This is a genomic window from Kribbella sancticallisti, from assembly GCF_039530625.1.
In the GTDB taxonomy this organism is placed as follows: domain Bacteria; phylum Actinomycetota; class Actinomycetes; order Propionibacteriales; family Kribbellaceae; genus Kribbella; species Kribbella sancticallisti.
In genome coordinates this window covers 345,750-359,534 of sequence record NZ_BAAAOS010000056.1, presented here as the reverse complement: position 1 = coordinate 359,534, position 13,785 = coordinate 345,750, and the positions used below count along the sequence as shown (strand labels likewise).

11 protein-coding genes are annotated in these 13,785 nt (G+C 67.6%); 5 read left to right on the top strand and 6 right to left on the bottom strand.

Annotation, left to right across the window (positions count from 1 at the left end; translation table 11 throughout):
• Positions 1 to 16 precede the first annotated feature (16 nt).
• Positions 17 to 850, bottom strand: coding sequence for an NmrA family NAD(P)-binding protein (locus ABD255_RS36560; RefSeq protein WP_344221368.1), 834 nt, complete (start codon positions 848 to 850; stop codon positions 17 to 19).
• A gap of 180 nt (positions 851 to 1,030) precedes the next feature.
• Between ABD255_RS36560 and ABD255_RS36555 the strand changes: the two genes are divergently transcribed.
• Positions 1,031 to 1,807: a TetR/AcrR family transcriptional regulator gene (locus ABD255_RS36555; protein WP_344221367.1), complete on the top strand. Its 777-nt coding sequence runs from the start codon at positions 1,031 to 1,033 to the stop codon at positions 1,805 to 1,807.
• On the opposite strand, the gene ABD255_RS36550 is transcribed toward ABD255_RS36555, so the two are convergent.
• Together ABD255_RS36550 and ABD255_RS36545 are read right to left on the bottom strand one after the other, a co-directional pair.
• On the bottom strand, positions 1,797 to 3,407 hold the full coding sequence (locus ABD255_RS36550) for a tetratricopeptide repeat protein (protein WP_344221366.1): 1,611 nt from the start codon (positions 3,405 to 3,407) through the stop codon (positions 1,797 to 1,799). The two genes, ABD255_RS36555 and ABD255_RS36550, sit on opposite strands and share 11 nt — an antisense overlap.
• A gap of 41 nt (positions 3,408 to 3,448) precedes the next feature.
• Entirely contained in the window at positions 3,449 to 4,411 is a 963-nt protein-coding gene (locus ABD255_RS36545) for an endonuclease/exonuclease/phosphatase family protein (protein ID WP_344221365.1), read from the bottom strand.
• A gap of 186 nt (positions 4,412 to 4,597) precedes the next feature.
• Here ABD255_RS36545 and ABD255_RS36540 point away from each other — a divergent pair, with 186 nt between their 5' ends.
• Positions 4,598 to 6,367 carry an HSP90 family protein gene (locus tag ABD255_RS36540; protein ID WP_344221364.1) on the top strand — a complete coding sequence of 590 codons (1,770 nt, stop codon included), beginning with the start codon at positions 4,598 to 4,600 and terminating at the stop codon, positions 6,365 to 6,367.
• Positions 6,364 to 9,039, top strand: coding sequence for a hypothetical protein (locus tag ABD255_RS36535; RefSeq protein WP_344221363.1), 2,676 nt, complete (start codon positions 6,364 to 6,366; stop codon positions 9,037 to 9,039). Before ABD255_RS36540 ends, ABD255_RS36535 begins: the two co-directional genes overlap by 4 nt.
• A gap of 270 nt (positions 9,040 to 9,309) precedes the next feature.
• On the opposite strand, the gene ABD255_RS36530 is transcribed toward ABD255_RS36535, so the two are convergent.
• Positions 9,310 to 9,561, bottom strand: coding sequence for an amphi-Trp domain-containing protein (locus ABD255_RS36530; protein ID WP_344221362.1), 252 nt, complete (start codon positions 9,559 to 9,561; stop codon positions 9,310 to 9,312).
• Between the two features lie 324 nt (positions 9,562 to 9,885).
• Between ABD255_RS36530 and ABD255_RS36525 the strand changes: the two genes are divergently transcribed.
• Together ABD255_RS36525 and ABD255_RS36520 are read left to right on the top strand one after the other, a co-directional pair.
• The gene (locus ABD255_RS36525) at positions 9,886 to 10,344 is read left to right on the top strand and encodes a helix-turn-helix domain-containing protein (RefSeq protein WP_344221361.1); all 459 of its coding nucleotides are present in this window, start codon (positions 9,886 to 9,888) and stop codon (positions 10,342 to 10,344) included.
• 1 nt (position 10,345) lies between these two features.
• A complete protein-coding gene (locus tag ABD255_RS36520) occupies positions 10,346 to 10,897 on the top strand; it encodes a PIN domain-containing protein (RefSeq protein WP_344221360.1) in 552 nt (183 codons plus the stop codon).
• 500 nt (positions 10,898 to 11,397) lie between these two features.
• Here the strand turns inward: ABD255_RS36520 and guaA are convergent, their stop codons facing one another.
• Positions 11,398 to 12,954, bottom strand: coding sequence for a glutamine-hydrolyzing GMP synthase (gene guaA / locus ABD255_RS36515; RefSeq protein WP_344221359.1), 1,557 nt, complete (start codon positions 12,952 to 12,954; stop codon positions 11,398 to 11,400).
• Between the two features lie 22 nt (positions 12,955 to 12,976).
• Complete coding sequence (locus tag ABD255_RS36510) at positions 12,977 to 13,780, bottom strand: cytochrome P450 family protein (RefSeq protein ID WP_344221358.1); 804 nt, start codon at positions 13,778 to 13,780, stop codon at positions 12,977 to 12,979.
• Between the last annotated feature and the right edge of the window lie 5 nt (positions 13,781 to 13,785).

Below are 13,785 nucleotides of genomic sequence, written 5' to 3'. Positions count from 1 at the left end.
ACTTTCAAACCCCGACTCACCGGAAGGCGTCGGCGTTGCGGACGGCCCACTCCCGGTACGGCAGGGCCGGCCGCCCGGTCACCTCCAGCACGGTCGGCTCGGGCGACATCAGGTACTCCGACATCATCCGGAACCCGTCCAGCAACCACTCCGCCGACACGGCGCCCATCTGAGGCGTCCACACCGCGAGCGCCTCCTCGCGCGTCAACTCCTCGAACTTCACCTCCCGCCCGATCGCCGCGCTGATCGCCGCGACCTCCTCCGGCTGCGTGATCGCCTCCGGCCCGCTCATCGTCAACTTCCGCCCGGTGTAGCTCTCATCCAGCAGTACTACGCGCGCCACCGCCGCGATGTCCGCCAGGTCGATCGGCGTCTGCACCGCCTGCGGGTACGGCGCTCGCACCACCCCTTCGGCCCTGATCGAGTCGGCCCAGTCCAGCGTGTTGTTCATGAACTGCCCCGGGCGCAGGTGCACGAACTCGAACCCGCCGTCCTCGATCGCGCGCTCGACTTTGTAGTAGTGCCAGTTCGCCGGATCTCCCTGCGCTTCGTACTCCGCCGGCTCTCCCGACAGCACGACAACCCGCCGTACTCCGGCCTGCCGGGCGCAGGTGACGAAGTCGTCGACGAACCGCGGCAGGGGTGCGAGATAGACGGTCTCTATGCCTTCCAAGGCGGCCGGGAGGGTTTCCGGGCGGCCTAGATATCCCTTGCTCACTTCGACACCGGATGGCAGGGCTGCCTTCGCCGGGTTGTTCGTCAACGCGCGTACCGGCGCTCCGGCTGTCACCAGTTCGTCCACGAGCAGCCGTCCGACGCTGCCGGTCGCGCCCGTCACCAGGATGGTCATCAGCTCACTCCTTCGGTCCGCGAGATATTCTCGTAGGGTATACGAAGATGCGGTTCAGGTGCCTGTGAGAAAGTTCGTCGAGGCGGTGCCGACGCTGGAGGTCGGTGAACGGCCGGGGCCGCGAGCGAGCTCCCAGGTGTGGTCCAGGTAGGCGGATCGGTGAAAGGTCGGTGGCGGACGGTGCGGCACAGCGGGGGTGGGGCGGCTGGGCGGACGTTGGCGTTGTTGTGGCGCAAGCAGCGGCCGGTGGCTCCGGTGGGGAAGCCCGCGCTCGGGCGGCGGCCGACGCTTGATCTGGACAAGGTGGTCGATGCAGGCATCGCACTCGCCGACGCGAAAGGGCTCGCCGCAGCCTCGATGAACGGGGTGGCGAAAGAACTCGGTGTCGGCACGATGACGCTCTACACCTACGTGCCGTCCAAAGATGAGCTACTCGACCTGATGGTCGACCAGGTGCTCGGCGAGCGCGATCTCCCCGGCCCCGGCGATCCCAGGCCGGCGGACTGGCGCGACCAGATCTACCTGTACTCCGACCAGACCCGCGCCATGTTCAGCAGGCACCCCTGGCTGGCCGGGATCTCCACGATCCGTCCGCCAGTGGGACCAGGCATGCTCGCCGCGCGGGAGTACCTGCTGTCCGCGTGCGCAGTACTGGGTTTGCCCGCGCGGCAGACGAACACGGCGGCGCTGGCGATCACGACGTACATCGACTCCGCCGCCGGGCTCGAGGCCGAGAGCGAGCAACTGGAGAAGTCGACCAGGCAGAGCCATGACGCCTGGTGGCACGAGCGGAACGACCTGTGGGAGACGTACTTCGACGTCGAGCGGCATCCCACCATGACAGCGATCTGGCACGCCGAGGGGTACGGCGACGGCACCCGCGAGGCCGCGGACGAGTCCTACCGGTTCGGCCTGGACCGACTGCTCGACGGCATCCAGTCCCTCGCTAAAGCCTGAGCTTCGCCGTCCGGTCGGCCACGTACCCCCGGGCGTTCTGGGCGCTCTCGACCTGTCCGACCGATTCGTAGAGCTCCGCCGACACCGTCGCGAGGTCGATCGCCTCGGGAAGCCTCCCCTGCAGGTCGCGGACCAGCGCGAACTCCCAATGCACCACGGCGTCACTCGTCGTGCTCTGCGGATCGTCCGCCGGAAGCTTGTCCACGACAGCCGTCGCCTCGGTCAGTAACTCCTCGGCTCGCTCCAGCTCAGAGACATGGCGCGCGGACTGGGCCGCAAGCCGTAGCGCCGCCACCTGCTCGTGCAACTGCCCCGCCCGCCCGTACTGCGCTGCCGCCGCGACCAGACTCTCCAGGGCTTCGTGGTCCCGGTTCAGCCCTTCGAGCAGCTCGCCCTTCTTCCGCAACACCATGCCGTACCAGTCCGGACCGGCATCGGCCGGCGCGTTCGCCAGCACCAGCTCGGCCTGGGACAGAGCCGCCTCGGGCTCGTCGAGGTCGAGGTAGGCGGCGAACAGGACGTTCCGCAGTACGTGCAGGCTTTCCGGCTCGGCCAGTTCGAAGACCTGCGGGTCGGTCAGCGCGGTCAGCACCTGCTCGCCGATCTCGACCGCCTGGATGTTCCGGTCGGCCAGGTGCATCCGGTGAGCCATCTCGATCATGGCCTTGGCCGGAGGCCGGCCGGTTAGTTGCTCGTCGCAACCACCATCGCCGAGCAGAGTGAGACTCTCGACCCAGGGCTGCTCCGCCAGCAAGCAGGCGACGAGCTCACTTTGGTACGTGTTCCCGTTGCGCCGATCAAACTCGGCGGCGATCCGCGCCGCCCGATCGGCGTACTCGCCGCCGCCTCCGTTGGCGAGTCCCGCAGCGACGGAGAACAGCAGTTCGTCGTACCGGGAGACGTCCGCGTCGATACCGTCTCGGTGCCGCTGGACCAGTTCCCTGGCACGCTCGGAGTTGCCGGTCAGAGCACAGAACCGGATGTGATGGGCGTGCAGGTAGAGGTCATCGGGCTCGTCACGGACCTGCCGATAGGACTGCAGGTGCGCGTCGGCCGCCGACTCCAGCTCTCCCAGCCGGACGTAGGCGGGCAACAGCATCGCCGGCACCGACTTTGCTTGCCTATGACAACTGCCGGAGATGTCCATCGCTGCCCACAGGACCGCCTCCGCGGGGCGCCCGGTCTCGATCAAGTGGATGAGCTGGTAGATCTGCTCGCATCCCTCGCACCACGCGAAGTCATCCCGCGGCGCCGCCACCCAGGCCTGGTACGCCGCCTCGGCCGCCTCCCGTTGGCCGAGGTGATGCGCGATCGTCCAGCGGCAGAAGTGCACGATCCGCAAGCTGTTCCCGGCCGCGAGGTGGCGCCGCTCCAGATCGTCGAGAAGCTGCAGCGTGCGGCCCCGCGGCAGTGCCGGGTACTCGTCGAACTGCAGGAGCAGATAGCCGAACGTGGTCAGCAGACTGTCCAGCTGGTCCGGATCGGGGTCCGCGTCGTAGCGCGCGACGGCGCGATCGAACGGCTCCAGGGCCTGGGCCGGGTCGGCACCGAAGATCAGGGTGTCCACCCGGGCGATCAGGTCCTCGAGGTTCTCTTCCACCCGAAAACTGTAGGCTTCGCGGGCAAAGACTTTTCCGGCTGCTACAGATCGAGGGAGATCCAGGCCGGGTCGTGGTCCGTGCCGTCGCGGGCCAGTTTGCGGCGGCGGCCGATGAACGCGCCGGTCAGCTTGGGCGCCAGCCCCGGTCCCAGCCAGATCTGGTCGATCAGGTCGAAGGAGCGCGGCTGCCCGGACGCCTTGAACGTCGAGGTCCAAGCCGGGCTCGCGGGCAGTTCGACCTTGGTCTTCACCACTCCGACCTCGGTCGGGTCGCGCAGGGCGTTGACGAGGCCCGCCTTCTCGAATGCCGCCAGCGCAGCCGAGTCCGGGGTGTCGTTCATGTCGCCGCAGAGCAGGTACCGCTGCCGGGTGCTGGTCCGGGCGGCGATGATCCGGGTGATCGTCTCCGCCTGCCGCTGCCGCAGCAACTCCGCGTCCGCGGCCGCCTGCAGCGGGTTTGGCACGGTGAAGTCGACGAACTTCGACTTCAGGTGCGTCCCGAAGATCGTCAGCAGCTTGCGCCCTTTGCTGTCCAGGATCTCGACCTCGACCAGGTCCCGGGAGAAGATCGGCCGCGACGACACGTCGGGATGGAAGACCCGCTGGTAGCTGGTCACCCCGCCGAGTGGCCGCCGGGACAGGATCCCGATGTCGATGAACCGGGTCGAGTCGTTGCCGTCGATCACCATCACGTGCGAATAGCTGTTGTTCAGGTGATCGCGGTTGAACTCCCGCAGGACGTCCATGTTCTCGATCTCCTGGACGATCCACACGTCCACGTCCGGCTCGAGCAGCCGCTCGGCGACCCGGTTCGTGTCCGCCGCCGGCTTGGTCACCAGCAACTTGCCGCGGCTGTCCAACTGCAGCCGCCGCCGATGCTCGTCGTCGAAGGTGTACGTCGCGGGCACCGTGCTCGACCCGCTCGCCAGCACCTCCACCGCACCGGCGAAGTTCCACCGGTCGAAGAGGTTGTTCAGATTGAAAGTCCCCACCGTGAGCGCCATCAAGTCCTCCCCAGGCTCAATGCTCCATTCCCAAGGTACGGCGCCGGGCACGCTTCGTCACCAACCCGGGGCGAACAGTTGCCGGCTCTTTTCAGACCCGAGCCCCGGACGCAAAGGTCGGCGGGTTGCTACCCGAGTGGCGTAGCGTGTCCCCGGCGCCGGGGGTCGGGCACGAGAGGGCTGGGGATGGCAAGCGAGAACTTCCAGGTCGACCTCCATGGGATCGTCGACCTGCTGAGCAATCACCTGTACAGCAGCCCGCGGGTCTACCTGCGGGAGTTGCTCCAGAACGCCGTGGACGCGATCACCGCGCGGCGGGGCAAGGACCCGGACGCGCCTGGGCGGATCGACCTGCGGGTCGAAGCGGACCGGCTGAGCATCACCGACTCGGGGATCGGCCTGCATCCGGACGAAGTACGGGAACTGCTGGCCACGATCGGCCGGAGCTCGAAGCGGGACGAGATCGGGTTCGCCCGGACGGAGTTCCTCGGGCAGTTCGGGATCGGGCTGCTGTCGGCGTTCATGGTCGCCGAGGAGATCGAGGTCCTGACCCAGCCGGCCGACGGCCCGGCCACCCGCTGGATCGGTACTGCGGACGGCCGCTACTCCATCACCGAGGCGGATCCCCGGTCCGAGACGGGCACCACCGTCACCCTCAGGGCGCGACGTGGAGCCGAGCAGTGGTTCAAGCAGGCCACTGTCATCGAGCTCATCCGCTTGTTCGGCGCTCTGCTTCCGCTGGAGATCCGGGTGAACGGCGAGCAGGTCACGGACGGTCGGGCTCCCTGGGAAGCCACGGGTGCCGCGCAGCGCGCGGAACTGGTCGGCTATGCACAGGACAAGCTCGGTTTCACCCCGTTCGACGTGATCCCGCTGAACATCCCGGCGGCCGGTCTCACCGGGGTGGCCTTCGTCCTCCCGTTCCCCGCCAACCCGACCGAGCGGGCCACCCACCGCGTCTACCTCAAGCGGATGCTGCTCGCGGAAGGTGTCGAAGGACTCCTGCCGGACTGGGCGTTCTTCGTCCGCGCGGTGATCGACACCGCCGAACTCCGGCCGACCGCGAGCCGCGAGGCCCTCTTCGACGACGGCAATCTCGAAGCGACCCGCGACGCCCTCGGCACCCAGTTGCGCGGCTGGCTGGTCCGGCTCGGCAGCACGGATCCGCAGAAGCTCGACCGCTTCCTCGGCATCCACCAACTCGGCGTGAAGGCGCTCGCGCTGCACGACGACGAGATGCTCCGGCTGGTCTACCGCTGGCTCCGGTTCGAGACCAACCACGGCCGGATGACCGCCGCCGAACTGCAGGAACGCCACGGCGAGATCCGTTACGTCGCGACGATCGAGGAGTTCCGCCAGCTGGCAGCGGTCGCCGCGGCCCAGCAGATCACCGTGGTGAACGGCGGCTACACCTACGACAGCGAGCTGATCGAGCGGCTGCCCGAGGTGATTCCCGACCTCACCACCAGCCGGTTCGACCCGACCGAGCTGAGCACCAGCTTCGAGACCCTCGATCCGGCCACCGAACTGGCGTTGCGGCCGTTCGTGAAGCTGGCCCAGGAGGCGCTCGACGGCGTCGGCTGCGAGGTCGTGCTGCGAGCGTTCGATCCGGCCGGCCTGCCCGCGATCTACCTGGTCGACCGGTCCGCCCAGTTCGCCGCCGAGCTCCGCAACACCAAGAGCAAGGCCGACGCGTTGTGGTCCGAGGTGCTCGGCGCACTCGACACCCACGACGACGGCCGTCCGCAACTGGTACTGAACCACCGCAGCCCGTTGGTCCGCCGCATGGTGTCGCTGAGCGATTCCGAGCTCGCCCGGCTGGCGGTCGAAGGCTTGTACGGACACGCGTTGATGCTCGGCTACCACCCGATCGGCCCGGCCGATTCCGCCCTGGTGAACCGGTCGTTCCTCGGCCTGCTCGACCAGGCCGTTCCCACCCAGGAGGACCCGCGATGACCGACGACCTGCTGGATCGGCTGCACCGCGCGGAGAGTACGCCGTACGGGAAGGCGCGGTCGGCGCTGCTGGAGGACGTGGTCCGCCGGGCGGACGCGGCGCAGAACGAGGACGTGGCGTTCTCCTCGCGACTCAGCCTGGTCACGTCGTACGTGATGGGCGGCGAGTCGCGGAAGTCGCTGGTGCCGTTCGCACGCTGTGTGGCGGACTGGGACGCGCAGCCCGACAAGTTCCGCGAGCACACGCACACGTTCCTGTGGTCCTTCAAGTACGCGCCGAGCACGCTGAGCCAGTTCCCGGAAGTGCCGCTGCGGCAGGCGTACGCAGTACTGGATGACATGGAGCGGCGGTGGCTCGAAGCTGGGCACAGCCTGCACGCCGTGCACCAGTATCGGTGGGTCGTCGCCAACCACGTCGGCGATGCGGAGGAGGCTGCGGAGCAGTTCCGGCTGTGGTCCACCGCGCCGCGGGACGACCTGTCGGACTGTGTCGGGTGCGACCCGACGTCGAAGGTGCAGCACCTGATCCAGACCGGCCGGAACGACGACGCGGTGGCGCTGGCGGTCGGCGTACTGGACGGGCGGTTGACCTGTGCGGAGCAGCCGCAGCAGATGCTGACCGAGCTGCTGCCGGCTTATGTTGCCGAGGGCATGTATTCCGAGGCGGTGGACGCGCATCGTCGGGCATACCGGGCGCTCCGCAACCTGCCGGGGGAACTGACCTCCTACTCGGATCACGTGGAGTTCCTGGCGCTGACCGGCAACCAGACGCGAGCCATCGAGCTGGTCGAACGGCATCTGCCGGAGCTGGCGGATCCGCCGAGCACACTCGCCGAGATGTACTTCGCGGCAGCCGCGTCGCTGGCGTTGCAACGGGTCAGCGGGCAGGACCTGATGATCCGGCAGCCGCAGGCGGACGACGTACCGGCTGGGCAGCTTGCCGAGGAGTTGGCTGAGCGGGCGTTGGCGATCGCGGCGCGGTTCGATGAGCGCAACGGGACTTCGCATCAGAGCTCGGTCGTTCGCTCGGTGTTGACTGCTGAGCCATGGGTCGACTATTTGCCGTTGTCCGAGACTGCGCGCCGGGCTCATGTTCGTCAGCAGGCATCCGCTGCGGCCTCGGTTGCTGGGGCTGTCGAGGTTGTCGCGGGTCCGGAGCCAACGGGTCGTGGCTGGCTGGATCGAGCGGAGGAGGCCTGGCAGGGGTACCGGCGGGATGAGGCCGTCGCGGCCTGGCAGGCGTTCGAGCGAGAGGTCCCGGAGGCCGACCGTACGCCGCTGGACCGGGCCCGGCTGCTCGACGGCCAAGGCCTGGCCTCGTACGACAACCCCGAGGTCTCGCTGGAAGCCTGGCGCCAAGCGCTCACTTTGTACGCCGAACTGGGCGAGGAGGTTCGCCTGCTGCGCGACCGCGCCCGGATCGCCAGGACCCTCGGCTACCTCGGCCAGATCGAGGAAGGCCTTGCCACCGGGGAAGAACCCCTGCGCTGGTTGATCGCGAACGACGAACCTCGGCGCCGGGCGGGTTGGCAGGACTCGCTCGCCACCATGTACGCACAGGCCGGGCGGTTCGAGGACGCAGTACGGGAACTGGTCGCGGCGCGCGAACTGCCCGAGACCGACGACGAGCAACGGGCGAACTCGGCGATCCTGCTGAGCAATCTGCTCACCCAGTTGGACCGCTTCGAGGACGCCGAGACCGCCGCGACGGCCGGGCTGACCGTCGCCGACGACCTGCCGAGGTCGGTGGCCTACCGTCAGCGCGGCCGGATCCGAACGCTGCTGGACCGCCCGGCGGAAGCGGTCGACGACCTGGAGGAGGCGATCGCCCTCGGCGTGAGCCTCCCCGGCAACGAGATCCACAACGGCTTGTGCCAGGTCGATCTGGCTCGCGCGTACCTGCTGACCGGACGAGCTCTGGAGGCAGCCGAGACAGCCGAAGAGGCTTCCGGCGTCTTCGAGGGAACGCCTGAGCTTGCGGGCTTCCTCGCCGAGGCGCGCGCAGTACTGATCGATGCCTATCGCGCGTTGGGCGAACTCGATTCGGCGTTGACCCACGTACGAGCCCAGCTGGCCGCTGCCCCTCCCGATGCCTACCCCCACTGGCTAGGCTCCCTCCGCCAGGACGAGGGCGCCCTGCTCGAACGGATGGACCGCGACAAGGAGGCGGTCGATGCCTTCCTAGCCGCAGCCGAGCACTTCGAGACGGCCGAACTCCCGATCGAACACGTCCAAGCCCTCCGCCTGGCCGGCCAATCCGCCCGCTACTGCGGCGACTTCGACCTGGTCGAACAACTCCTGTCCCGCGCCCGCCCGATCCTCGACCCGCTCCCCTCCGCGGACCAGGCCGTCCTCTTCCAACGGGCCGGCATCCACTGGGACCTGGCGATGCTCGCCTTGCAAAAGGGCGAAACGCCCGTCGCCGTACAGCACACAACCCAGGCCGCGGAGTCCTACGAACGCGGCGGTTTCGAGGGCCAGCACCTCAACGCCCGCCTCCTCATCGCCGAACACGGCACCACCGACGCCACCCTGCTGGAAGAACTCTTCAACACCATCCCCACCGGCGACGACCTCTGGCATCGCGCCGGCTGGCTCCTTGCCGACCGGCTACGAACCCTCAACCGCCCCGAAGAAGCCGCAGCCTTGGAGGCACGCCTTCAGTCCGACTAGCCGCGCGCCTGGTCGGTCGTCTTGGGGTGACCGGTGTTGGCGACCCTGAGCCAGACGGTCTTTCTACCGGGGTCGACCATAGTTTCAAAGGTAGTTCAGAACTAGCGCGAAACCAGTCGGCGGCGTCCCGGACTGGATGCCCGGCAAACCAACCGCCGGCGCGCAGCCCAAGCGCCCTCTCTGAATCAGAGAGCCCAGGAAGCGATTGCTTCCTGGGCTCGTGCTGCGGCAGGAGCGGATGCTTCCTGACCTCGTGCTGCGGTCCGTCCGTCAGACCTCGGAGTCGTCCTCGGGCTCCTCGCCGGCGTCAGCGAGGCTCCACTTGACCTGGAACTCGACCTCTTCCTCGTCGTCACCGCGCTCGTGCTCGACACTCACCTGCGCGTTCTTCGGCACGGTGAACCGCTCCCCCGCGATCTGAATCCGGAACGGCTTCCCGGCCTCCAGTGCATCAGCAAGCCGCCGAAGCTTCGCGGCGAAGTCGCCCACCGAGTACTCACGTTCAACATCTCTCTCAACCATGAGGCAATCCTTCCAGCAAACCGGGGCCATGCAGACCGGCCGGGCTTCGCATCGCAGGCGCAGGCCTTAGCAACTATTGTTTCCTAGTTCGCTGGCGATCCGATGCAGCCTCTCGGCAGATCATCAGGCCGGTCTCCATGAGCGCGGGAGGCCAGAGCACGGCCCAACAACAGGCGCTTCTCTGCCAGGAACGGAGAGCTACCGTCACCGACCGTCTCCGATAGCCAGACGCGATCAGATGTCGGTTGCGTTTGCTGCACTTATTGCGGATACTTCAATTGTCGACCACCGACGAGCACCGGCGATCGATAGAGGAGGACACGCATGAGCACCCCAGAACTCGGATCCGCCCGGCCGGACGCCGCCCAGGTTCACGCCGCTGACGTCGCCATGCGGCGAGTCAAGCGCTACTTGGCCAACCATGCCGAGGAGCGCGACATTCGCGTAGTGGTCGGTGGCGACCCCGACGACACTCTCGCTGTTCCGAGAAGCGCCATGGAACTCTTGGCCAGGGTGCTTGCGCACATGGCCGCCGGCCAAGCTGTCTCGGTAGTTCCTGCTCACGCCGAGCTGACGACTCAACAGGCAGCCTCTCTGCTGAATGTCTCCCGGCCATATCTCATTGGTCTCTTGGATGCCGGTGAGATCGAGTACCGCAAGGTTGGAAAGCACCGTCGCGTGCGCGCCGACTCCCTGATGGACTACAAGCGGAAGGACGACCACGATCGCCGCGAAGTTGCCGATGAGCTAACTGAACTCAATCGGGAGATGGGCCTGTACTGACGTGTCGTTCATCGTCATCTACGACGCCAACGTCCTCTATCCAAACAGCCTGCGCGATCTGCTCATCAGGGTGGCGCAGGCCGGGCTTGTCGAGGCGAAGTGGACCGAACTGATCCTTGATGAGACCTTCCGCAATCTCAAGGTCAACAGGCCAGACCTCGACCCGGGGAAGCTCGATCGCACCCGAGAACTCATGAACAAGGCGATTCGAGACGTCCTCGTCACTGACTACGAGCCGCTGACCGAAGGGCTTGAGCTGCCCGATGCCGACGACAGACACGTCCTTGCCGCAGCCATCAAGGCCAGTGCTCAAGTAATCGTCACCGAGAACACGAAGGACTTTCCTCAGGAGAAGTTGGCAGCCTGGAACGTCGAGGCTCAGAGCGCCGATGACTTCATGCTCGGCCTGATCGACTTGAACCAACAAGCGGTCTACGCCCAGGTGCAACGTATGGCCGACACCTGGCAGAACCCACCAGGCACTGTCGACGACGTGCTCGCCTCTCTCGAGCACGTTGGCCTCCTCGGTACCGTCGCCACACTACGCGGCTGACAGCCAATGATTCGGGACGAGTGATCTTCCCGGGCCACTGCGGTCTGTTCTTCGGCGCGGACAGAGTCCTCTCGCGAAATAACGTGGGTTCCGGCATGAAAAGATCGAACCCGGCGTCTATGGCCCGCAGGGCACCCCGAGAGTGATCAAACCTGCCAGGTGTGAGGTCAGCAGCAACTGCCGTCGAATCAGCCGTGGGACAAGCGGTGAATGCGCCAGCCGACCCAACCACACCAGGGGGCTGGAACCACAGCCACCTACCCGACCAACGAACCACCCAAGGGGCGGGCGGGTGAACCAGCCGCACGCCGAACCAGCCCCCGGGGAACCCAGCACCGCCACCAACCCACGACGAACCAGCCGTGGGGCGGGCGGGTGAACACGCCAGCCGACCCAACCACAGCAGGGGCGCGGAACCACCGCCGCCAATCCCCCCACCGAACCACCCAAGGGGCGGGTGGGTGAATCACCTCAGGCAGAACTACATCAGCGGGTAAGAACTACTCCCACTCGATCGTGCCCGGCGGCTTGCTGGTGATGTCCAGCGTCACTCGGTTGATCTCGTCGACCTCGTTGGTGATGCGGGTCGAGATCTTCTCCAGTACGTCGTACGGCAGGCGGGCCCAGTCGGCCGTCATCGCGTCTTCGCTGGTGACCGGGCGGAGGACGACCGGGTGACCGTACGTGCGGCCATCGCCCTGGACGCCGACGGAGCGGACGTCGGCGAGCAGGACGACCGGGAACTGCCAGATGTCGCGGTCCAGGCCGGCGGCGGTGAGTTCGGTGCGGGCGATCAGGTCGGCGGCGCGGAGGATCTCCAGGCGGTCCTTGGTGACCTCGCCGATGATCCGGATGCCGAGACCGGGGCCCGGGAACGGGTGCCGGTAGACCATCGCCTCGGGCAGACCGAGGGCGAGGCCGAGCTCGCGGACCTCGTCCTTGAAGAGCGTGCGCAGCGGCTCGATCAGCGAGAACTGCAGGTCGTCGGGGAGCCCGCCGACGTTGTGGTGGGACTTGATGTTCGCCGTGCCGGTGCCGCCGCCGGACTCGACCACGTCCGGGTAGAGCGTGCCCTGCACCAGGAACTCGATGTGCCGCTCGGCGTCCAGCTTCCGCGCGGTCGCCTCGAAGGTGCGGATGAACTCGCGGCCGATGATCTTCCGCTTCTCCTCCGGGTCCGTGACCCCGGCCAGGGCGCCGAGAAACTGGTCCTCCGCGTCCACGACCTCGAGCCGGATCCCGGTCGCGGCGACGTAGTCCTTCTCGACCTGCTCCGACTCACCCGAGCGCTGCAGCCCGTGGTCGACGTACACACAGGTGAGTTGGTCGCCGATCGCCTTGTGCACCAGCGCGGCCGCGACCGCCGAGTCGACGCCACCGGACAGCGCGCACAGCACCTGCTTGTCGCCGACCTGCTGACGGATCAGCTCGACCTGCTCGTCGACGACGTTCGTGGTCGTCCAGTCGCCCTTGCAGCCGGCGATGTCGTAGAGGAAGTGCTCGAGAACCGCCTGCCCGGCCTGCGAGTGCAGCACCTCCGGGTGCCATTGCACGCCGGCCAACCGACGGTCCAGGTCCTCGAAGGCCGCAACCGGCGCGCCCGACGAAGCAGCCAGTACTGCGAAGCCGGCCGGCGGCGCGTGCACCGCATCACCGTGCGACATCCACACGTTCAGGTCCTCGGGGACCCCCGCCAGCAGCGTGCCCGCCTCGCTCACAGTGACCGGGGTCCGGCCGAACTCGCGCAACCCGGTACGCCGTACCTCGCCGCCGAGCGTCTGCGCCATCGCCTGGAACCCGTAGCAGATTCCGAACGCGGGCACCCCGGCCTCGAACAGCCCGGAGTCGACCCGCGGCGCGCCCTCGGCGTACACGGACTGCGGTCCGCCGGACAGGATGATCGCCTTCGGATTCCGCGCCAGCATCTCCTCGACCGGCATCGAGTGCGGCACGATCTCGGAGTACACCTTCGCTTCGCGCACGCGGCGCGCGATCAGCTGCGCGTACTGCGCACCGAAGTCGACGACGAGTACGAGGTCATGCTCAGCAACGGTCACCCGCAAAGCGTATCGGTGCAGGTCAGCTGGGCTCTAATCCGCTGTCCACAGCCTCGACCAGCACCCGCGCCGGAGCCCTGAACGACAGCAGGTCGATCATCGGCGGCTCCTCAACAACCCGTACTGCGCTCAGCAGCGGCGCGGCACATTCGAGCGCGACCCGGGCCTCGAGCCGAGCCAGTCCCGCACCAAGGCAGCGGTGGATCCCCAGCCCGAAGGCGAGGTCGGCCGGACCACCGTGGCCCGTCAGCCCGAGCAGGACCGGCTCTCCCGCGGGCAGTTCCACCTCGCCGACAGATACGGGCGCGGCGGTGACTCGGCGCCAGGTCGGCACGGACGAGGACTTCCGAAGTACCTGCTCAACTACGGCGGCCGGCTCATCCACAGCCCGCCCGATCGACCGGTGGAAGGCGGTGGAGATCAGCTGAGTCGTCGTCTCCTGCCCGGCGATCAACAGAAAGTACGCGACCGCGCACACCTCTTCATCGCTCAATCCCAGCTCAACCAGTACGCCGAACAGGTCGTCGCCCGGCAGCTTCCGAGCTGCGGCGACCCGCTTCCGCAACCACCCATAGAACTCGGCGGCACTATGCGCGAGCTCCAACTGCCGATCCTCGTCAGGCCAGCCCCAGAACAGCTCTAGCGACTCCCGGCTCCACGCCTTCAACGCCGGTACGTCGACGTCCTGCAGGCCGAGCATGTCCAGCAACACCAGCGCAGGCGGCTCCGCTGCCACGACCTCGACCAGATCGACGGGACCCGAGTGCAGCCCCTCAGCAGCCAGCTCGACGCGCTCGGAAACCAGCTGACGGGTCAACGGCTCCACAGCCG